General features: G+C 45.7%; 25 protein-coding genes. 16 read left to right on the top strand and 9 right to left on the bottom strand.

Annotated features, from left to right (window positions below):
• Window positions 1-112 precede the first annotated feature (112 nt).
• From lptB to L876_RS22935, 6 genes are read right to left on the bottom strand one after another with little or no spacing between them, the layout of a single operon-like run.
• Window positions 113-844 carry an LPS export ABC transporter ATP-binding protein gene (gene lptB, locus L876_RS0104035; protein WP_028762617.1) on the bottom strand — a complete coding sequence of 244 codons (732 nt, stop codon included), beginning with the start codon at window positions 842-844 and terminating at the stop codon, window positions 113-115.
• Entirely contained in the window at window positions 841-1,383 is a 543-nt protein-coding gene (gene lptA, locus L876_RS0104040; protein WP_028762618.1) for a lipopolysaccharide transport periplasmic protein LptA, read from the bottom strand. The genes lptB and lptA overlap by 4 nt, the downstream gene beginning before the upstream one ends.
• Window positions 1,370-1,927, bottom strand: coding sequence for an LPS export ABC transporter periplasmic protein LptC (lptC, locus tag L876_RS0104045; protein WP_028762619.1), 558 nt, complete (start codon window positions 1,925-1,927; stop codon window positions 1,370-1,372). Before lptC ends, lptA begins: the two co-directional genes overlap by 14 nt.
• Window positions 1,924-2,475 (bottom strand): 3-deoxy-manno-octulosonate-8-phosphatase KdsC, encoded by a 552-nt coding sequence (gene kdsC / locus L876_RS0104050; protein ID WP_028762620.1) that lies wholly within the window; start codon window positions 2,473-2,475, stop codon window positions 1,924-1,926. The genes lptC and kdsC overlap by 4 nt, the downstream gene beginning before the upstream one ends.
• A gap of 1 nt (window position 2,476) precedes the next feature.
• Window positions 2,477-3,454 carry a KpsF/GutQ family sugar-phosphate isomerase gene (locus L876_RS22930; protein ID WP_028762621.1) on the bottom strand — a complete coding sequence of 326 codons (978 nt, stop codon included), beginning with the start codon at window positions 3,452-3,454 and terminating at the stop codon, window positions 2,477-2,479.
• A 39-nt stretch (window positions 3,455-3,493) separates the two neighbouring features.
• On the bottom strand, window positions 3,494-4,453 hold the full coding sequence (locus L876_RS22935) for a calcium/sodium antiporter (protein WP_028762622.1): 960 nt from the start codon (window positions 4,451-4,453) through the stop codon (window positions 3,494-3,496).
• Window positions 4,454-4,634: 181 nt separating this feature from the next.
• Between L876_RS22935 and L876_RS0104065 the strand changes: the two genes are divergently transcribed.
• The 11 genes from L876_RS0104065 (at window position 4,635) to L876_RS22685 (ending at window position 13,846) form a co-directional block, all read left to right on the top strand.
• On the top strand, window positions 4,635-5,447 hold the full coding sequence (locus tag L876_RS0104065) for an ATP-binding cassette domain-containing protein (RefSeq protein WP_028762623.1): 813 nt from the start codon (window positions 4,635-4,637) through the stop codon (window positions 5,445-5,447).
• The gene (gene mlaE, locus L876_RS0104070) at window positions 5,434-6,219 is read left to right on the top strand and encodes a lipid asymmetry maintenance ABC transporter permease subunit MlaE (RefSeq protein ID WP_028762624.1); all 786 of its coding nucleotides are present in this window, start codon (window positions 5,434-5,436) and stop codon (window positions 6,217-6,219) included. Before L876_RS0104065 ends, mlaE begins: the two co-directional genes overlap by 14 nt.
• A gap of 73 nt (window positions 6,220-6,292) precedes the next feature.
• Window positions 6,293-6,766 carry an outer membrane lipid asymmetry maintenance protein MlaD gene (gene mlaD, locus L876_RS0104075; protein WP_028762625.1) on the top strand — a complete coding sequence of 158 codons (474 nt, stop codon included), beginning with the start codon at window positions 6,293-6,295 and terminating at the stop codon, window positions 6,764-6,766.
• Between the two features lie 11 nt (window positions 6,767-6,777).
• The gene (locus L876_RS0104080; protein WP_028762626.1) at window positions 6,778-7,434 is read left to right on the top strand and encodes an MlaC/ttg2D family ABC transporter substrate-binding protein; all 657 of its coding nucleotides are present in this window, start codon (window positions 6,778-6,780) and stop codon (window positions 7,432-7,434) included.
• A 38-nt stretch (window positions 7,435-7,472) separates the two neighbouring features.
• On the top strand, window positions 7,473-7,727 hold the full coding sequence (locus tag L876_RS0104085; protein WP_308444924.1) for an STAS domain-containing protein: 255 nt from the start codon (window positions 7,473-7,475) through the stop codon (window positions 7,725-7,727).
• 13 nt (window positions 7,728-7,740) lie between these two features.
• Window positions 7,741-7,998: a BolA family protein gene (locus L876_RS0104090; protein WP_028762628.1), complete on the top strand. Its 258-nt coding sequence runs from the start codon at window positions 7,741-7,743 to the stop codon at window positions 7,996-7,998.
• A 9-nt stretch (window positions 7,999-8,007) separates the two neighbouring features.
• Entirely contained in the window at window positions 8,008-9,267 is a 1,260-nt protein-coding gene (gene murA / locus L876_RS0104095) for a UDP-N-acetylglucosamine 1-carboxyvinyltransferase (RefSeq protein ID WP_028762629.1), read from the top strand.
• A 142-nt stretch (window positions 9,268-9,409) separates the two neighbouring features.
• Window positions 9,410-10,813 carry a sensor histidine kinase gene (locus tag L876_RS0104100; protein WP_028762630.1) on the top strand — a complete coding sequence of 468 codons (1,404 nt, stop codon included), beginning with the start codon at window positions 9,410-9,412 and terminating at the stop codon, window positions 10,811-10,813.
• Entirely contained in the window at window positions 10,791-11,438 is a 648-nt protein-coding gene (locus L876_RS0104105; protein ID WP_028762631.1) for a response regulator, read from the top strand. The genes L876_RS0104100 and L876_RS0104105 overlap by 23 nt, the downstream gene beginning before the upstream one ends.
• A gap of 193 nt (window positions 11,439-11,631) precedes the next feature.
• Window positions 11,632-13,311 carry an Ig-like domain-containing protein gene (locus L876_RS0104110; protein ID WP_028762632.1) on the top strand — a complete coding sequence of 560 codons (1,680 nt, stop codon included), beginning with the start codon at window positions 11,632-11,634 and terminating at the stop codon, window positions 13,309-13,311.
• Between the two features lie 361 nt (window positions 13,312-13,672).
• Window positions 13,673-13,846 (top strand): hypothetical protein, encoded by a 174-nt coding sequence (locus L876_RS22685; RefSeq protein WP_156029374.1) that lies wholly within the window; start codon window positions 13,673-13,675, stop codon window positions 13,844-13,846.
• A gap of 82 nt (window positions 13,847-13,928) precedes the next feature.
• Here L876_RS22685 and degS read toward each other — a convergent pair whose 3' ends face one another.
• From degS to L876_RS21060, 3 genes are all read right to left on the bottom strand, one after another.
• Window positions 13,929-15,008, bottom strand: a complete 1,080-nt coding sequence (gene degS / locus L876_RS0104120; protein WP_028762633.1) for an outer membrane-stress sensor serine endopeptidase DegS — start codon at window positions 15,006-15,008, stop codon at window positions 13,929-13,931.
• A gap of 147 nt (window positions 15,009-15,155) precedes the next feature.
• Window positions 15,156-16,508, bottom strand: a complete 1,353-nt coding sequence (gene degQ / locus L876_RS0104125; protein WP_028762634.1) for a Do family serine endopeptidase DegQ — start codon at window positions 16,506-16,508, stop codon at window positions 15,156-15,158.
• Window positions 16,509-16,667: 159 nt separating this feature from the next.
• The gene (locus L876_RS21060) at window positions 16,668-16,991 is read right to left on the bottom strand and encodes a ZapG family protein (RefSeq protein ID WP_037427943.1); all 324 of its coding nucleotides are present in this window, start codon (window positions 16,989-16,991) and stop codon (window positions 16,668-16,670) included.
• A gap of 114 nt (window positions 16,992-17,105) precedes the next feature.
• On the opposite strand from L876_RS21060, the gene zapE reads away from it, so the two are divergent.
• The 5 genes from zapE (at window position 17,106) to L876_RS0104155 (ending at window position 21,121) form a co-directional block, all read left to right on the top strand.
• Entirely contained in the window at window positions 17,106-18,212 is a 1,107-nt protein-coding gene (gene zapE / locus L876_RS0104135) for a cell division protein ZapE (RefSeq protein ID WP_028762635.1), read from the top strand.
• A gap of 274 nt (window positions 18,213-18,486) precedes the next feature.
• Complete coding sequence (gene rplM, locus L876_RS0104140; protein WP_028762636.1) at window positions 18,487-18,918, top strand: 50S ribosomal protein L13; 432 nt, start codon at window positions 18,487-18,489, stop codon at window positions 18,916-18,918.
• A 14-nt stretch (window positions 18,919-18,932) separates the two neighbouring features.
• Complete coding sequence (gene rpsI / locus L876_RS0104145; RefSeq protein WP_028762637.1) at window positions 18,933-19,325, top strand: 30S ribosomal protein S9; 393 nt, start codon at window positions 18,933-18,935, stop codon at window positions 19,323-19,325.
• A gap of 245 nt (window positions 19,326-19,570) precedes the next feature.
• On the top strand, window positions 19,571-19,759 hold the full coding sequence (locus L876_RS0104150) for a DUF2065 domain-containing protein (protein WP_028762638.1): 189 nt from the start codon (window positions 19,571-19,573) through the stop codon (window positions 19,757-19,759).
• 66 nt (window positions 19,760-19,825) lie between these two features.
• The gene (locus tag L876_RS0104155) at window positions 19,826-21,121 is read left to right on the top strand and encodes an adenylosuccinate synthase (RefSeq protein ID WP_028762639.1); all 1,296 of its coding nucleotides are present in this window, start codon (window positions 19,826-19,828) and stop codon (window positions 21,119-21,121) included.
• Window positions 21,122-21,153: the final 32 nt, after the last annotated feature.

The following is a 21,153-nucleotide window of genomic DNA, read 5'->3' on the forward strand; positions in this document are numbered from 1 at the left end:
CTTGATTGTAATTTTTTAAATGAGAAAGCTTGATTATTCCTTGAGGTAAGCGGGTAACCCATACTCCGCTTTGGTCAAGGAGATACGCTTTGTTATAGCGCTTCTAAATTAACTATAGCTTGAATTGTTCGCCTAAGTACACCGCTCGCACTTGTTGGTTATCCAAGATCTCTGCAGGTGTGCCTTCAGCGATTAAGTTGCCATGGCTAACGATATAGGCCTTTTCACACACATCTAATGTTTCTCGTACATTATGGTCGGTGATTAACACACCCAGTCCACGGTTTTTGAGCTGTTCAATGATTTTTTTGATGTCGATAACCGAGATTGGGTCAACCCCCGCAAACGGCTCATCTAGCAAAATAAATTTAGGGTTAGCGGCCAGAGCGCGTGCAATTTCAACTCGGCGACGTTCGCCTCCAGACAGGGCCATGCCTAAGCTGTCTCTGATATGGGTAATATGAAACTCTTCAAGCAGGTGCTCTAGTTGCTCTTCGCGCTCATCATTATTGAGCTCGCTGCGCGTTTGCAGCACCGCCATGATGTTGTCACGCACGGTAAGCTTGCGGAAAATACTGGCTTCCTGTGGTAGGTAACCAATGCCTTTGCGCGCACGTAGGTGCATAGGGTCAAGAGTGAGGTCATCCTCATCAATAAAAATCCGCCCTTTATCACTTTGGACTAAACCAACCACCATATAAAATGTGGTGGTTTTGCCTGCACCATTAGGTCCGAGTAGGCCGACAATTTGGCCGGTTTTAACGGTTAAACTGACATCTTGAACCACGGCACGGCTTTTATAACTCTTGGCTAAGTTAACCGCTTTTAAGGTTTTTTCGCTCATTGCTTTTCCTGCTTTTCAGGCTGCTGTTCATTGCCTGAATCTATCTCTTCTTGGTAATTTTCCGGTTGAATGATGGTGATCACTCGGTCATTGCCAGTACTTTCTGCGATAAGTTGCTGTTGTTCAATGTTGTAACGAATTTGATTGCCTGTGACCTGGCTACCTTCCTGTTCTAGTGTTGCATCGCCTACCAACGTCAAGGTGCGAGTCGATAGCTCATAGCGGATCTCTTTGGCGCTAGCTGAAGCTGGGCGGCCATCTTCCATCACTTGAGAGTAGGTGGCAGGATTACCTGTGGCGACTAAGATTCGGCCAGTGCTATTTTCTTTGCTAAAGGCGCGCAGTTCATCGGCTTTGATCTTGATTGAACCTTGGGTGACTTCAACTGGACCATTAAAAATAATCTGATTGTTTTTGATGTCAGCTTCTTGGCTAGCGGCAGAGATCTTAACTTCTTGCATGAGGTCGTTGACCTTGGCGGCACTGCTGAAGCTAATGAGTGTCAGCATGCTGGCAAGAATAAGGTTATTTAGTTTCATATGTTCCTTCTACCTGACTCGTCAGTCTTACATTTTGTGCATTAAGGTCGGCATATAAGCCTTTGCCCGTAATGAGAAAGTCATTACCAGTGATCCGAATGGTGCGATCAGAGGTCATTATCATGGTGTTGAGATCTAACTCTAGATAGGTTGTTTCTATCGTTTGGATAGGCTCTTCAGGGCTAATGGCATCAATGATAACATTATTTTCTAATTTCACTCGTCCACTGGCTTTATCTAAGGTGCCTTTTGTCGAACGTAGACGCCACTGTGCATTGCCTTCGTCAGGATAGACCAAGTATACCGGTTGGGTAAAATAGGTCATATTCTTATCAGAATAGTGTTCCATGTGGCTGGCTGATACGCGGCTGTTGAGCTGGCCCAGTTCATTGTACTGCACACTTTTTAAATCATTGATGACATAATCTGGGCGATCCGTGACATCTATGTTCAGCGCTTCATTGCCACGCTTGGTTTGCACCTGCCAATAGAGAATTAAGGCCGTACCAAAAAACGCTATAATTGCCAGCGTGACTCTGTTCATATACTCATACCGTGAGCCGATTCAAATTTGCCCTGGCTGACTAAGATGAGGTCGGTCAGTTCTCTGAGGGCACCGTGACCGCCATTGATATGAGTCACCATGTCTGCATGCTGTTTGACATAGGGATGGCCATCGGCCACACACACGGATAAGCCAACTTGCTGCATAACAGGAAGATCGACCATATCATCACCAATATAAGCTACCTGCTCAGGGTTGACTTGATAAAGCTCTAATAGCGCTTCATAAGGCACCATCTTATTATCAACGCCTTGGTAGATATGAGTGATGCCGAGTGCGGTCATGCGATCTTCGACAATTTGTGATTTACGCCCTGTGATGATAGCTACGGGAATATCACTGGTGAGCAGAGACCTCACACCATAGCCATCGCGGGTATGGAAAGTTTTGAGCTCATCACCACTGTTACTCATGTAAACCAAACCATCGGAAAACACACCGTCTACATCGCAAATAAGCAGTTTTATCTGTTTGGCTTTTTGCCATACGGTATCACTAACAGGACCATATAAACCTTGATGCGACATATTAAATCACTCCTGCTTTAACCATATCGAGCATATTTAATGCACCGATGGGCTGTTGTTGCTTGTTAGTCACAATTAGGCCGTTAATCTCTTTCTCATCCATCACTTTCAGTGCTTCGGCGGCCAAGATGCCATCGCTGACAGTAACACAGCCATGGGTCATGACTTCACTGATAGAGGTGGTTCTAAGATTAACTTCGGCATCGATAACGCGGCGTAGATCGCCATCGGTAAAGATACCCGCCAATTGGCCATCATCATTAACGACAGCCGTCATGCCTAAGCCTTTTTTGGATATTTCATAAAGTGCATCGGTGATGCAGATATTTTGCGATACCTGCGGTAGTTCATCACCTTTATGCATCACATCACTAACCTTTAATAATAACTTGCGTCCTAAACTACCGCCTGGATGTGAAAGGGCAAAGTCATCTTTAGTAAAACCTCGAGCCTGCAACAAAGCAACAGCTAGGGCATCACCCATCACTAATGTTGCGGTGGTGCTAGAGGTGGGGGCTAACCCAAGTGGACAGGCTTCTTCAGGCACTTCGATACATAGATGCACCACAGCGTGGTTAGCCATGCTTGATTCGGGTTTGCCTGTGACGGCAATGACGGGTAATCCCATGCGCTTTATTACTGGCATCAAGGTGAGAATTTCACTGGCTTCACCAGAGTTAGAGATTGCCAGGACAATATCATTTTCACTGAGCACGCCGAGATCGCCATGACTGGCTTCACCTGGATGAACAAAGAAGGCTGGCGTACCTGTACTCGCAAGCGTTGCTGATATTTTGTTGCCAATGTGGCCAGATTTCCCCATGCCCATCACAATCACTTTGCCTGTGCACGAGAGGATAAGTTGGCAGGCTTTGACAAATTCTAGCGAATCGACATATTGATACAGGTTATCAAGGGCATTACGCTCAATGTCGATAACATTGCGTCCCCATTGGCGTAATTGATTTGCATCTACCATAGTGTTCTCTCTGTTTAGTCAGTTCGCGTAGTCGAAAAATTAAGATTGAAAAAGTACCACTTGATACGCGATAAATGTCACTAATAACAAGCCGCCATGCCAAGGTTTAAGTTGGCGAGCTTTGCCTGTTAGTAAAATGAGTATGGCTAAGGCACTACTTGTTGCCATTACCATATAGAAATCTCTGCTGCTAGCGGCGGCATCGACAGCGCCGGGCGCAATTAACGCGGGCAGCGCGAGCACAGCAAGAATGTTAAATAAGTTTGAGCCAACAATATTACCTATGGCCAGGTCATCCTCTTTTTTGAGAACGCCAGCGACGCAGGCGGCCAGTTCAGGCAAGCTAGTCCCCACAGCAATAATGGTTAATCCAATCACAAGGTCCGACAGATGGTAAGCTTTGGCGATGCCAACTGCACCCTGTACCATCCAGTCTGCTGACATGGGTAACAGAATGATACCAACTACTAACCACAGCATAGCCTTTAACGTTGGCACATCTTTAGGAATTTCACTGTCAGCATCATCGGCAAGCTTATCGACCTCTTTATTGGTCACGGCATGCCAAATTAGGTAGCCCATTAAGCCAAAAAACAGCGTCATGAGCATCACACCTTCGATACGTGTGAGTTGGCCATCATGCAGGAAATAGCCTGCAATCGCGGTGGCGGCTAACATCATGGGTATTTCACGTTTGAGCGTTTGAGAGCTTACTGAAATGGCACCTAACAATGCAGTGATACCTAAAATCAGGGTGATGTTGGCAACATTTGAGCCCAATACATTACCGATAGCCGTGTCGGTCATCCCCTCCATTGATGCTGTGGCGGCAACAAACATTTCAGGTGCTGAACTGCCCATGGCCACAATGGTTAAGCCAATGAGCATTGGAGGAAGCCCAAGGTTGCGCGCAAAAGCAGCGGCACCATAGACAAACTTGTCGGCGCTCCATACCAAAGCACCCAAACCAGCAATCAGTAGAAATATATTAAATAGCATCAAAGTTCATTTTTGTTTTAGAGTCTGCCGCGCATTTTCGCTGGATTTGAGCAAAATTGAAAGTATTGCGGCAAGATAGTGTCGATTCAGTTGTGCACAATAGGTCAATTACGTACAATTTGTCTCTTTTTCTGTCGCTTTATCATGGATCCGATGAGGTCACGCAATGAGCCACAAACCGATGAATGATGCATCTAAGCCTTTAGTCGAGGTGAATAATCTCGGGTTTAGCCGGGGTAAACATGTCATTTATGAAGATGTTAGTCTGTCTATTCCTCGCGGCAAGGTGACAGCCATCATGGGGCCTAGTGGTATTGGTAAGACAACACTGCTTAAATTAATTGGCGGTCAACTCGTGCCTGATGCGGGTTGGGTCAAGGTGGACGGCGTCAACGTGCACCAGTGTAATCGCACTGAACTATACGCGCTGCGAAAACGTATGAGTATGTTGTTTCAAAGTGGTGCACTGTTTACCGATATGAATGTCTTCGATAATGTCGCGTTTGCTTTGCGCGAACACTCCGGGCTGCCAGAGCCAATTATTAAGCGTATTGTATTGATGAAGCTTGAAGCTGTTGGATTGCGAGGAGCCGCTCAAATGATGCCCAGTGAGTTATCGGGTGGCATGCAACGCCGTGCGGCGTTGGCCAGAGCCATCGCTTTAGAGCCTGAATTGGTGCTTTATGATGAGCCGTTTGCTGGCCAGGACCCAATTTCTATGGGTGTGCTGGTTAAGCTGATTCGTGATCTCAGCGATGCGCTCAATTTAACCTCGGTTGTAGTGTCTCATGATGTACAAGAGGTATTAGGCATTGCCGATTATGTGTATGTATTAGCAGATAAGCGCGTGATCGCCCACGGCACACCAGCCGAATTAAGATTAGCCGATAACCCAAAGCTGAAACAGTTTATTGGTGGCGAGCCTGATGGCCCTGTACCGTTTCATTTTCCGGCGCAAGACTATCAAAAGGAGATGTTAGGTGAGCGTGACTGATTCTATAGCCAGCATCGGCCGCAGTGCCATTGCCACGGTGACGGGACTGGGGCGTGCGGGGCTAATGTTATGGGGCGCGATTGCAAAGGTGCCCAATGTGGCCAAAGGTACGCCGTTACTGATTAAGCAGCTCTATGTGATTGGTGTGCAGTCCATGGTGATAATCTTGGTCTCAGGTCTGTTTATTGGCATGGTGTTGGCGCTGCAGGGCTATAATATTTTGGTGGGTTTTGGCACTGAAGATAGTCTAGGTCCCATGGTGGCGCTGAGTTTACTTCGTGAACTTGGCCCCGTTGTTACGGCATTATTGTTTGCTGGACGGGCGGGATCGGCATTAACCGCTGAGATAGGTTTGATGAAAAGTACTGAGCAGTTGTCGAGTCTAGAGATGATGGCGATTGATCCACTGCGTCAGATCATTGCGCCGCGTTTTTGGGCTGGGGTGATTAGCCTGCCGCTATTGGCGTTGATGTTTACTGCGATCGGTATTTATGGCGGTCATATTGTGGGTGTCGAGTGGAAAGGGATTGATAGCGGTAGCTTTTGGTCGATTTTACAGGCATCGGTTGAGTGGCGACAAGATATCGTCAACTGCTTAATTAAGAGCGTAGTGTTTGCTATCGTGGTGACTTGGATAGCCCTCTATCGTGGCTATCATGTGATCCCGAACCCTGAGGGGATAAGCCGAGCGACGACACAGACCGTGGTGCAATCGAGCTTAGCGGTATTAGCACTAGATTTTCTGCTAACGGCGATGATGTTTGGCCGTTAATTAAATTTTGTTTATGGATGAACTGATACATCACACTTCGTGATATGTATACAACAGAGTGGTAATAGAGCGTATGTTGACTCGAAAAATTGAACTGTTAGTGGGCGTTTTCATTCTGTCTGGATTGGCAGCGTTTCTGATTTTGGTGTTTAACGTTGCCAATGTTGATGTTAAGCCTGGCCAGAGCCATTACACTTTGTACGCCAAATTTACCAATGTCGGCGGCTTAAAAGTACGCTCACCAGTAAAGGTGGGGGGGGTTGTTGTTGGGCGTGTGACTCGCATCAGCTTGGATCCAACAGAGTTGGTGGCGGTAGTCGAGTTAGCCATGGATAAGCAATACGATCAGTTCCCAGAAACCAGTAGCCTGTCGATTCTAACATCTGGGTTGTTGGGCGAGCAGTTTCTTGGGCTTACTCCAGGGTTTGTGCTTGACGATATTGGCATGTTGGCCGATGGAGACAGAATTGATGATACGCACTCGGCACTAGTGCTGGAAGATCTTATTGGTCAGTTTTTATATAGCGTGCAGTCTAAAGACAATTAGTAGTAGGGATGATTATGAAGTATTTATGGAAAGTCTTATTGGTATCATGGGTTATGTCTATCAGTACTATGGCCAGAGCGGCAGAGTCTGATGTCAACGTTACCGATCCCTATGTGATGGTCGAAACTGTGGCCAATAATACTTTTGCCCGTTTTCATCAGGATATTGACACAATTAAGCGCGATCCCGACCATCTTAAGGTGATAGTCTCTCAAGAGTTGATGCCCTACATCGATTATAAGTACGCTTCTTATAAGGTGATGGGCACCTATTTAAGGCAAAGCACGCCAGAACAACGCGAGCGTTTTTCTGAAGCATTTAAAAACTATTTGATTGCAACGTATGCCCAAGCATTTACCGAGTATACCAATCAAGCTGTGGAATTTGCGCCAGCAAAAAGTTTTGCCCAAGAAAAGATGGTTGATGTCAACGTACAGATTATTGAGCAAGGTAGGCCACCGATCAAACTGCAGTTTCGTGTCCGCCGGCTCAAAGATGACACCTGGAAAGCGTTTGATTTAGTGGCTGAAGGCGTTAGCTTACTCTCTTCTAAGGGCGCTGAAATCTCTAACTTAATTCGCCAAAATGGCATTGATTCGGTCATTGAAGAGTTAGAGAACCATATCAGCAGCCACATTAGTTTAGAGAGCCAAGGAACTAAGCGCTAATGTTAGAATTTGTCACGCAGGGTGATAGGTGCAAATTAGTGGGCGAATTATCACAACAGGCGGTCGTACAACATTGGCCAAAGGTTGATGGGCTGATAGGCAATCAGGTTAATAACCTAGATTTATCAGGACTTATTTATAGCGATACCGCAGGGATCGCTTTATTGATACATCTGTGTGGCTTAGCCACGCAAGCTGGCCGCACATTGACACTGCACAGCGCACCAGCGCAATTACAGAAACTTATCGGTTTATATGATTTACAAGACTTCTTCGTCGAAGAAGCCCAATAAAGGTTACAGATCCATGGAATGTAATGAAATTGAACAGCTGCTTAGCGAAGCGTTGTCACTAGAAGAAGTTCATGTGAGCCAAGATGGCACGCATTATAAAATTGTTGCGGTCGGCGAGTGTTTCGATGGCGTAAGCCGTGTGAAGCAGCAACAGATGATATACGCGCCATTGATGGAGCAGGTGACCAGCGGTGCGCTGCATGCCATCACGATTAATGCATTTACTCCAACGCAATGGAAGCGTGAGAAAATTTTCAACATGCCAGGTTAGAGACTCATTGTGGATAAATTAAAAATTCAGGCAAGCGGTAAACTCAGTGGCGAAGTCGTCATTTCTGGTGCTAAAAATGCGGCACTGCCCATTCTTATGGCGGGTGTGTTAGCGGATTCAGATTTTGTGGTCAGTAATGTTCCTAATCTCAGAGACGTGAATACCAGCTGCGAGCTGTTACGTTGTTTAGGCGCTGATGTTCAACGTCATGATGACGGTCAGATCACCATTTCGACCACGCATTTAAACGAATTCTGCGCGCCCTATGAATTGGTTAAAACCATGCGTGCATCAATTCTGATCTTAGGACCATTGCTTGCACGTTACGGTACGGCTGATGTATCACTGCCCGGTGGCTGTGCGATTGGTGCTCGTCCAGTTAACTTGCATCTGCATGGGTTAGAGCAGATGGGCGCAAAGATAGAGGTTAAAGAGGGGTATATCAAGGCGCGAGTCGATGGACGTCTTAAAGGTGCACATATCTTTATGGATATGATCAGCGTTGGCGCCACCGAAAACCTTATTATGGCCGCGGCATTAGCTGATGGTGAAACTGTGATTGAAAACGCCGCGCGTGAACCTGAGGTTATCGATTTAGCCAACTGTTTGATTGCGATGGGGGCAAACATTAAAGGTGCGGGCACCGATACCATTCGTATTCAAGGTGTAGAAAAGCTGAGTGGTTGTCACTATCGCGTCATGCCTGACCGTATTGAAACTGGCAGCTTTTTAGTAGCTGCCGCGGTTACTCGCGGTAAGATTCGTTGTACAGCTGCGGATCCGTCAACGTTAGAGTCAGTGCTAGCTAAGTTAGAAGATGCAGGCGCGCAGATCACAACAGGCGAAGATTGGATTGAGCTTGATATGCAAGATAAGCAGCCCAATGCCGTTAATATCAAAACCATGCCTTATCCAGGTTTTCCTACGGATATGCAGGCACAGTTTTGTGTGCTTAATGCACTAGCGCAAGGGACGGCAACCATTACTGAAACGATTTTTGAAAATCGTTTTATGCATGTGCCTGAGTTGATCCGTATGGGCGCCACAATGGAGCTTGAGGGGAATACTTGCATTATTCAAGGCATCGAAAAATTAAATGGTGCACAGGTGATGGCAACCGATCTGCGTGCGTCAGCGAGTTTGGTTATCGCTGGCCTTGTTGCCGACGGTGTGACGACGGTTGATCGTATCTACCATCTTGATCGTGGATATGAGCATATCGAAGATAAATTTAAAGGCCTAGGCGGAGAAGTTGTTCGTACTCGCTAGCCTTTGAGACGATGATAAAAGCCACTGCACTAGAGTAGTGGCTTTTTTTTTGTGTGTATCAAAAGTCACTTATGCAATTGGAGTGAGGTAAATTGTTGTCGGGGTCACTGTTAACCTAACTTGAACCTGTTACGCTGGTTTTATGTCCACGTTTATTGTGTTTAACATCTATCTCTTCTACGGCTTGGTGTTCTTCTCCATCGGCTGCGTCGTGGTGTTTCGGAATTTCAAGTACAGTCAGCTGTCTATCTCACCGACCCTATGGGCGCTCGCCTTATTTGGTTTCTCCCATGCGTTCCATGAATGGTCAGAACTATATGTCATTCTGTTTGAAGCGGATATTCAGCCTCAATACCAAGTTTTAGTCGAGTGGCTTAGGCTGCTTAAATTGGCGCTCTCTTTTGCCAGCTTAATGATTTTTGCATGGCTGCTATTTGGCATTGTCCCTAACACTGTGGCAAAAGTAGGGCGAGGGTTGGTTGTCACTATTTTGCTGGTTTACTGCATGGCAGTGGTGCATTTTTCTAGCTCGTTCAATCTATCAGAAGATCTGTTTAGAGAAGCGGCTCATTACACGCGGTTGTTACTGGGTTTTGGTAGTGCGTTTCTTGCCGGCTGTGGTATTGCAATTTATGGCTACAGTTTAATGAAGGCTGAGCATGAATACGGGCATTATTTCATCGCTACTGGCATAGGCTTGTGGATTTACGGTGTCATGGCTGGATTGGTCGCAACGGAGCTGCACGTTGGGGTTCCAGTGCTGCGGACACTCGCCAGCGGGCTGGTTTTGTTTACTCTGTTTAAAGCCCTAAAAGTCTTTGACATTGAGCGAGAGAAGCTGACTGAGGCAAAGCTAAAGCGTGCGTTAGAAGCTGATAAATTTAAGGCGATTGGCCGGCTGGCGACTGGGGTGGCTCATGAAATTAATAATCCATTAGCTTCATCTTCATTGGCGTTAGAGCTGCTTGAACGTAAATATCCCATTACCGATAGTGCGCAGCAAGAGTATGTTAACCGAGTGAGAATGGGCATTAGTCGCGCTGCAGACATTAGTAAAGAGCTGTTGGCTTATGCAAGACCTAGGTCGGAGTCATTTTCTACTGTTAATTTTGCTGAGGTTGCACAAGCGGCAATAAGACTCTTGTCTCACAAGCGTCGGGATTATCAAGTTGTGGTTGATTGTGAATCCAATATCCAGATAAATGGGCAGAAGATAAAGCTCGAAGAGTTATTGATAAACCTTTTATCTAATGCGATGGATGCCAGCGACGCTGGCGGGAAGATCCTACTGACCATTAAAAGCCATGCTGGGCAGATCTGCTTATCGCTACAAGACTTTGGCCAAGGTATGGATAGCGAGACCCTCAATCGAGCGACTGAGCTGTTTTTCTCAACTAAACCCATAGGGCAGGGCACGGGCTTGGGCTTGGCTATTTGCGATGCAATTGTGCGCGCTCATCATGGTGAGATGGCAATACGCAGTGAGTTGGGTAAGGGCACACAAATTGATATCCACTTTCCAATTGATAAGGACAGTTACGATTAATATTTTAATTGCTGAAGATGATGCTGACTTACGTATCAATATGGTGGATATATTAGAGTTAGAAGGTCATAAGGTGACGGCGGTTGATTGCGCGGAATTAGCGATAAGTGCCTGTGAGCAAGAGACATTCGACATCGCTTTAATGGATCTACTGATGCCTGGTATGACAGGTGTCGAGGCGATATCAAACTTGCGTCAATTGAACCCATTTTTAGCTATAGTCATCATCACGGCTTATGCAACCGTTGATACGGCGGTCGATGCCATGAAGAAAGGTGCTGACAGTGTGATGACCAAGCCCTTTAATGCGGGTGAACTGTTGATGACGATAAAGCGCAGTATTGCTGAAAAGCAGCTTTTAAAATCGGCCTCAGATATAGACCCTGACAGTGTGTATGCTGCATTGGCTAATCCTTTACGCCGGCGAACCCTTAAACAGTTGGGCACGCATAAACAGTTAAAATTTATGGATCTTTGCCGTTTAGTTGACGTGGAAGACCACACCAAATTTAACTTTCATCTGCGTCAGCTGAAAAAAGCGGGTTTGGTGCAACAAAATGAGAACAAGATCTACCTTTTGACAACGACTGGTCAATTTGTACTACAAAATCATAATTTGTCATAACTCTTAATTGTATGATTATATAGATATTAAATTAAATCTGATAACTAAAGTTCACAAAGTCTGAGTTGTTGTGAAATCGCCTCATCTATCCCTTTAGTGGTAAAGCGCAAATACTGTGAGTATGTCCAAAGAGACATATCAATCGCCCTCCCTGCAAAGTTGGTGATTGTCATAGCCACGAGAGGATGAACAAATGAGCACTCAAATTCCATGTAAAAAGCTACTGCTTGCTAGTATGATTTCTATGCTAGTGGCATGTGGTAGTGATAATGACGAAACCGTAACTCCGCCACCTGTTGATGAGAATAATGCACCGATAGCCGTTGCTGATACGGCAAAAGTGACTGTCTCTGAAATGGTGACAATTGATGTGTTAGCCAATGATACTGATGCTGATGGCGACACCTTAACGCTTGTTTCCGTTGACTCCACAAGCGCCGTAATAAAAGAGGGAAAAGTCGATTTTACTGCAGGAACATCGGCTGGTGAAGTGAAGTTTGGCTACACGATCACAGATGGCACCGATGAGGCGACAGGTGAAGTGACTGTGACGGTTGAGGCGGCCGTGATCCCAGAGCCTGATGTGCTCGCTTATGTTGGTTCAGCGGCATGTGCAGGTTGTCACGCTGATCAGCATGCAACGTTCTCTAAGACGGGTCACAACTTCAAAATTCAGAAAATTAGTGCAGGTGAACAACCAAGCTTCCCTTATACGCCTGAAGCAACCATTACAGGTGCAATAGACTTACTTGTGGATTCGACGCCAAATAACGACCTAGGTGCGCCTACAAGCTATGACGATGTGACTTACGTTGTGGGTGGTTACCACTGGAAAATGCGTTGGTTGGATAAAGATGGATACATAGTTACGGGTAAGAACGTACAGTACAATATTCGTAACGGTAAAGGCGAGCTCAATATTCCTGATAACCATCCTGCCGATGCAAGCGTGATGGGTGATTATAAATCTACAGAGTTTAACTATAAGTATAGCTGCGGTAACTGTCATACTACGGGTTGGAAACGCACAACAGATGTGGCGGGTGGCGATGAGCGTAATCCTAACCGTCAAGACGATCTGCCCGGTATGAACGGTACGTTTGCCGAGCAAGGTATTCAATGTGAGTCTTGCCATGGTGCCGGTAGCTTCCACGTTAAAGCCCCTTCTAAGGACAATATCACTAAAATCGCTGTTGCCCGTACTACTGATCAGTTCTTAGCCGATGATATGGCTTACGGTAAAGCGGTAACTTGTGCCGAGTGTCATACCCGTGATGGCGAGAAAGATTACCCATCCTTTGTGAGTAAATATAATACTTCGTATCCAAATGGCTCTAAAGTCGGTGGTCGTATTATCGCGAAAGGTGGGTTGGCACAGCATCACCAAACCGCTGATGAAATGTTAGGTGTTGTTCCTCAAGATTACGGTATTTATAAAGCCGGTGATGAGATTGGTGCCAAGAAGAGTATGACCTGTATCGATTGCCATGATTCTCATAAGTCGACGAAGAACCAAGATAGCACTGATGGCCTACACATGAATGCAGTGAAAGCGTGTACCGACTGTCACACTATGGCGTTCACGGATGGTGGCGGTTCATACGGACACGGCACATTAGCTGAATGTACAGATTGTCATATGCCTAAACTTGCTAAGAGCGCGGTAACGACAGCACCTAAGATGGGTGGCGCAGATGTGGTGTTTGGTGACATCAAGTCTCATCTATTCACCTTAGACTTGTCAGCAGATGCGAAGCAGTTCAGCGATGATGGCAAGTATCAAATGCCATGGGGTACCGCTAAGTTTACCTGTGGTAACTGTCATGGAGATTATGCGCAGAAGGCGGCAGCGCTCTCCAAGGTACATAAATAACCATCACTAACTGTTAAAAGTGAAAAAGTAATTTGACCCCTAGAAAAGACCATCTCGGACATCGCCAGAGGTGGTCTTTTTTTGTCGCGGCACTGGTGCTTAGGCATGACAATAGTTTATACCAATCCCTTTAAATCCTGTTGCAGCGTTCAGGTTTGCATAGGTCTCTTACGCAAGTGTTATAGGGGCCGAGCGCTATTTTTCCCCCAAACTTGTGATGATTTTATCATCGGGTAACAATTGTTGGCGTATGCCGACGAATATAAGATGAAAAATGTTTAATTGACTTCATTTATTATAAGTAGCGCAACGCTGCTAAGATTAATAACATCAGTGGTTTAAGTTTCTTAAGGGAGGTTTTATGGAACATGGAAAGCGACTCGTTGCTTTGTTCGTTTTACTGCTTGCTGCGCTTGTGTTTTATGGCATAGGGATGCATTACAGTGCGCTGGCGTTTATCTTGGTGGGGGCGTTACTCGAATGCGGTTTCTGGTTGAAACTATTTAAAGGCGGTGAATCACCCAAGCATAAATAGTCGGCAATATAAAAAGCCAGCGTCGATGCTGGCTTTTTGCGGTTAGGAGTGGACGACACAAGTGGCGGCATATCCTTTATGGTTATTCTTCGCCGAAGTTTTCACCAATGGTCACAGGCACATCGTAATATTTCCCCAAGCGAATGATGGTCATAGTGACCACTGTGCCAGGTTGTGCTTCGGCAATTCTATCCATTAGCATTTCGACACCAGGTACGATTTCACCATCAAATTTAGTGATCACATCGCGAGGCCTAAGTTTAGCTTGCGCCGCAGGGCCTTGGGGATCGATACCTGTCACCATGACTCCCGTTAAATCTGGCAAGTTTAAAATTTGCGCCATAACAGGATTGATGGGTTCGCCTGTGATGCCTAATGCCCCTCGGATCACCCGACCATCTTTGATCAGTTTCCCCATGATGCTGTGTGCCAGTTTGATAGGAATGGCAAAGTTGATCCCATGACCACCGCCTTCACCACCAATTTGGAAGGCGGCTGTATTAATACCTATGAGTTGACCACTGGTATCAATGAGGGCCCCGCCAGAGTTGCCCGCATTAATCGCTGCATCAGTTTGTAAGAAGTCTAAGTAACCTGAGCTGAGGCCATTACGACCGGTTGCGCTGATAATGCCTTGAGTAATGGTTTGGCCAAGGTTGTAGGGATTGCCGATGGCTAATACCACGTCACCAACCTGCGCAGGAATCTCAATATTAATGGGTACTATTGGTAGCGCATCACCCTCAATTTTCAGCACCGCAAGATCGGTTACAGAGTCAGAACCCACGACTTCAGAGGTAAATTTACGCCCATCCTGCAGAGCAACAACTATCTCGTCAGCTTTTTTAATGACATGGTAATTGGTAAGAATATAGCCTTCTTTACTCATGATCACGCCTGAGCCAAGTCCTTGCAACGATCCTGAATTAAGCGGTTGGTTTTGATTGATACTCAAGCTGTAGATGTTAACGACTGCTGGTGCTGCGCGCCTAACGGCTTGGGAAAAGGAGAGCTCTATGCCGTTTTGCCCTCTTTGCTGGAAAAAGGTGGAGTGATTACCTTGGCCTGTTATGAGTGGCGTTACGATTAGGAACACTGCAGCCATAATAAGACCAAAAAGGATCGCTTTGCCAATATAGAGTGCAGTGTCTTTTAAAGTCATGAGTCAGAAAAATATGAGAAAAGTTGCGTTAGATTAACATGTTTATTTATGCGGCACTATTGGCTATTTGTTTGTGCTCTTATCCAATGAGGGGCATCAAATAAAAGAGGCCATGCGGTGGCATGGCCTCAATAGGTAAGCGCGGTGCTATCTCAAAACAAGGTATAAACTTGTTTTGCCGCGTAAGATTTTAAGTGCTACTGCGCCTTGTTGCTCTTTAAGTTCAGCTTTTAGCTCTTTAAGATCATCAATGCGTGTGCGGTTAACGCCGACAATGATGTCACCTTTTTGCAGGCCACTCGCTGCTGCAGGAGAGCTCTGGGCAATATCGGTAATTTCTACGCCCTTTTTATCGTTCTCTAGCTTTGCACCATCGAGCATTGGGTGTACTGCACCTGCTGAGGTTTCAGTTGATTGACTGGCTTCACCTAAGGTTACAGTGACCGTTTCTTTATCACCATCACGGATGAGTCCAAGTTTTACCTTAGCTCCAGCGCCCATGGTGGCGACTTTGGCACGCAGTTCTTGGAATGATTTAATGGCACGATCATTCACACTCACAATGATGTCACCAGCTTTGAGGCCCGCTTTATCGGCGGCGCTATCGGGCATGACTTCATTTACGAAACCGCCGTGCTGGGTATCGAGGCCAAAACCTTGGGCTAGTTCGCTGTCGAGATCGCGGCCACTGACACCAAGTACGCCACGGCGCACCTCGCCATGCTCGATGATTTGATCAATCAAGTTATTGACCATATTGGCAGGAATTGCAAAGCCGATACCCACGTTACCACCACCTGGTGCAACGATTGCGGTATTAATACCAATCAGCTCACCATTTAGATTAACTAGCGCACCACCAGAGTTACCGCTATTGATCGCGGCATCAGTTTGAATGAAGTTTTCTAACATCTCGATGCCCAGTCCACTGCGTCCCATGGCACTAACAATACCGGAGGTCACGGTTTGGCCTAATCCAAAGGGATTGCCGATAGCGACGGCGAAATCGCCAACACGTAATTCGTCAGAGTCGGCACGTTTTAATGCGGTGAGGTTTTTAGCCTTAATTTGCAGTAAGGCGATATCGGACTCCGCATCACTGCCTATTAATTTGGCTTCAATCTCTCTGCCATCGTGTAGGCCGATCAAGATCTCGTCAGCACCTTCGATAACATGATTGTTGGTGACGATATAGCCCTCTTCGGCGTTGATAATGACCCCAGAACCCAATCCTTTAAATGGACGCTCCTGCACTTGCTCTCTTGGGGCGTTTGGGCCAAAGAAGTAGCGAAATGCATCAGGTACGCGCTGTTTAGATACATGGGTTCCCGATACCGCAACAGCGACGACGGCTGGCGTGGTCTTCTCTAGCATCGGCGCAAGGCTAGGGACTTGCTGTCCATCTACAGCGAGCGGAATTGCTGCGTGTGATATGGCAGGCATTACCATAAGGCTGGCGCTTAAAACGGCGGCTGAAAGTAGTGATAGTTTTGTTTTCATCAATTCATGACTCCAATGCTGGGATAATGGACTTATGATCGCTTTAGATATAGGGCTGCTTTGCCATAAATCAAGTCGTTAATCTTAAATCTGTTATCCAATCGGACTGTATGCAGCAAAGGAAAGTTCACCTGATTAACAAAGGTTAATATTTTGCTGCTAAACCGGTTTATCTTCCAAGGTTGATGCGGACATCTCTGCAGCCGCTAATGGCTTGTTACTATTTTGTGGTGCGATAATGGCCGAAGAGTCATTCCACTGGCTAGATAGCTTACTGATGGTTTGAGTTAATTCGGCAAGCTGGCGGTGATGCTCTTCAACATGATCGTTAACCTCCTGCTTATATTGGCTTAATTCTAGTTTTGCTTGTTCGGCTAATTTACTACTGCTGGCAGAATTTCCATTGCGACTCAATAATGTGCGTCCGACATAACCTAGCAATAACCCAATAACGAAAGCGGCGACAACTAATGCCCACTCCATAGTAACTCCTTAAACATCTATAAAAACTGATTAACTAAGCTGGCAATATACCCTGTAGAAGTGAGCCATGATACCATCGCCAGGTTGATTTAAGGATAGAAGAGAATAATTCACGTGTCGTACCTCACCCCATGGCAACATTACCAACAAGACTTGCAGCGCGAAGAGTTTTCACATGATCTTGCGCAGGAGCAGGCGGTTAAATCTCTACAAAGAGTGTTTGAAGAACTTATTACTGCGCAGCAAAAGCCTAGCGGAATCGCCAAGCTGTTTAGTTTTATGGGGAAGGGCACGTCACCAGTGAAAGGCTTGTACTTATGGGGAGGGGTAGGTAGAGGTAAAACCTATCTAATGGATACCTTCTTTGATGCACTACCAGGTGAGCGAAAACTCAGGGCGCACTTTCACCGTTTCATGCATCAAATTCATATTGATTTGGATGGGCTCAAAGGTCAAAGAGACCCATTACTGGTTATTGCAAAGCGTATGGCTGAGCGTTATCAGGTGATCTGTTTCGATGAGTTCTTTGTCTCAGATATCACTGACGCCATGTTACTGGGTACGCTTTTTGAAGCCTTATTTGCCGAAGGCGTTGCGCTGGTGGCCACTTCTAATATTATTCCTGACGAGTTATATCGCAATGGCTTGCAGCGAGCGCGCTTTCTGCCGGCAATTGCACTGATTAATAAACATTGTGAAATCCTCAACGTAGATAGTGGTATCGATTATCGTCTGCGCACCCTAGAGCAAGCCGAAATCTACCATTATCCCTTAGATCCTCAAGCTGATGAGAATCTATTAAGCTATTTCGACAAATTGGCACCAGAATCAGAGGTATCAATAGCCGCCATCGATATCGATGGGCGCGATATTGAGATACGTAAGCAGGCTCAAGGTGTACTGCTCATCAATTTTAGAGACCTCTGCGATGGTCCACGTAGTCAACGAGACTATATGGAGATGGCCTGTTTGTACCATACTGTGCTGCTCAGTAATGTGGAGCAGATGGGCAGTCAAACCACTGGTGATGATATCGCACGTCGCTTCTTGGCCATGGTCGATGAGTTCTACGAGCGTAACGTGAAACTCATCATCTCCGCTGACGTCGCATTAGAGGATATTTATACCGATGGCTTACTGTCGTTTGAGTTCAAACGCTGCCGCTCAAGGTTGACTGAGATGCAGTCACATGACTACCTCGCGTTAGAGCATCTGCCTTAATACAAAATGCCAAATGGATAATTGTTGCTTTTGTCTATTTGGCGACTAAAGGAAAGTAAAGCGAAAGAATTCCTGTAAATTAGCTAAAAAATTAGATGATTTTTAACTCAGCTTTGTCTATAATTCGCGACCTGCCCTCGTTACTCCGCTAATAAGGCGGAAGATGTAAAGCCTTATTCTTTGCTCGAAGGGGTAGAGAATGGCACTTTTTGTGTTGTTATTTAATGATGAATGACGGCATGTGAGACAGAATTTTAACATTGGGTTTTTGTAAATGAAGACTACTTTTACTGCTACACCAGAAACCGTTACTCGCGACTGGTATGTTGTTGATGCTGAAGGTAAAACTTTAGGTCGTATCGCGACTGAGATTGCTGCTCGCCTACGTGGTAAGCACAAGCCTGAGTATACTCCTCATGTAGATACTGGCGATTACATCATCGTTATCAACGCTGAGAAAGTTACTGTTACTGGTAATAAAGCGAAAGGCAAAGTGTACTACTCGCACTCTGGTTTCATTGGTGGCATTAAGCAGATCACCTTTGAAAAGCTGCAAGATCATAAGCCTGAAATGATCATCGAGAAAGCAGTTAAGGGTATGTTACCTAAAGGTCCTTTAGGACGTGCCATGTTCCGTAAACTTAAAGTTTACGCTGGTACAGAACATAACCACGCTGCACAACAACCTCAAGTTCTTGATATCTAAACAGGATTAAGCAAATGGCTGCAACTCAGTACTACGGCACTGGCCGTCGCAAAACATCTACTGCTCGCGTATTCGCTAAAGCAGGTAGTGGTAACATCGTCGTGAACCAACGTCCACTTGACGAATACTTTGGTCGTGAAACTGCTCGTATGGTTGTTCGTCAACCACTAGAGCTAGTTGAAATGACTGATAAGCTAGACATCTATGTAACTGTTAAGGGCGGTGGAACCACTGGCCAAGCAGGTGCAATCCGTCACGGTATCACTCGTGCACTGATGGAACTTGATGAAGCTCTACGTCCATCTCTACGCGCTGCTGGTTTTGTTACCCGTGATGCTCGTAAAGTTGAGCGTAAGAAAGTGGGTCTACGTAAAGCACGTCGTAAGCCACAATTCTCAAAGCGTTAATATTTCGCTTCGAAAATTCAAAAACCCAGCTATATGCTGGGTTTTTTTATGGCTGTCATAAAGTGACTCCGAGCTTCAAGAGCGGTAAGCTTGTCGATTTCGCTTAAGTGATTGGTATAATATCAGGGTTATATCCAGTGCATGGGTTACCCAAATATTAGCGATAGCGCCATTTTGGTTTATAGTGGTTTTACTTTGATTTAGCCATTTTTGAACTTAACTGTTCTGGATAGGGAACAATAGATATGTCATTTCAACTAATCATGCTCGCGTTGGCGTTAGTGCTTATTATTGAAGGTGTCGGGCCACTTTTATTTCCCAATCGATGGCAGGCGTATTTGAAAGAAATTTCCAATCAAAATCAGCGGGTTTTACAAAGATTAGGCGGTGCTTTAGTGACGGCTGGCGTGGTCATATTGATTATTTTTTCATAAATTACTTGCAACTTCCCCCCTAAGATCTGCTAAAATCCCGTTTTAACCACTACCTTGCAGCAAATAATGGGCAAAAACGTCGTAGTTCTCGGCACCCAATGGGGTGACGAAGGAAAGGGTAAGATAGTCGATCTACTTACCGAACAGGCCAAATATGTCGTTCGTTATCAAGGTGGCCACAATGCGGGTCACACTCTTGTTATCGATGGTGACAAAACCGTTCTTCATCTAATTCCATCAGGGATCTTACGTGATAATGTAAAATGCATTATCGGTAACGGTGTGGTGCTTGCACCAGATGCGCTGATGAAAGAGATCAACATGCTTAAAGAGCGTGGCGTACCTGTAGAGGAACGTCTACTAATCTCTGAAGCATGTCCTTTGATCCTTCCCTTCCATTGCGCCTTAGATATTGCTCGTGAAAAAGCACGCGGCAATAATGCTATTGGTACAACTGGTCGTGGTATTGGTCCTGCATACGAAGATAAGGTTTCACGCCGTGGTCTTCGTGTTGGTGATCTGTTTGATGCAGAGCTATTTGCAGAGAAACTGAAAGATGTGATGGCTTATCACAACTTCATGTTGACTGAATACTACAAGTGCGAAGCAGTTGATTACGAAGAGACATTGAAAGATGCTCTCGCAATCGCTGATTACCTTAAGAGTATGTGCACCGATGTGACTGAGCTTCTTGATCAGGCACGTAAAGCTGGTGAGCCTATTCTGTTTGAAGGCGCACAAGGTACATTGTTGGATATCGACCACGGTACTTATCCTTTTGTAACCTCTTCTAACACAACCGCTGGTGGTGTTGCGACAGGTTCAGGATTTGGTCCTCGCCATTTAGATTACGTTCTAGGGATCATGAAAGCTTACACCACACGTGTTGGTGCAGGTCCTTTCCCTACAGAGCTTGATTGTGAAATTGGTGATCATCTAGGTACTAAAGGACATGAGTTCGGTGCGACCACTGGTCGTAAGCGTCGTCCTGGTTGGCTAGATATCGTTGCGATGAAGCGTGCAGTACAGATTAACAGCATCAGCGGTTTCTGCTTAACTAAGCTTGACGTATTAGACGGCTTAGAAGAAGTGAAAATCTGTGTTGGTTATGAGTATCCAGATGGCTCAGTTGCAACGGTTACACCGCTTGCAGCAGAAGGTTATGAGCAGGTAACTCCTGTGCTTGAAACCATGCCTGGTTGGAGCGAAACCACATTTGGTGCTACCTCTGTAGCGCAACTGCCACAAGCAGCTTTGGACTACATCAAGCGTATCGAAGAGCTACTAGAAACGCCGGTAGATATTATCTCAACGGGTCCCGATAGAAACGAGACCATGATTCTGGTGAATCCGTTTAGTTAATAGAAAGGGCCGCGTTAAGCGGCCTTTTTATT

The sequence above is a fragment of the Shewanella colwelliana ATCC 39565 genome (genome assembly GCF_000518705.1).
GTDB classification, from domain to species: Bacteria; Pseudomonadota; Gammaproteobacteria; order Enterobacterales; family Shewanellaceae; genus Shewanella; species Shewanella colwelliana.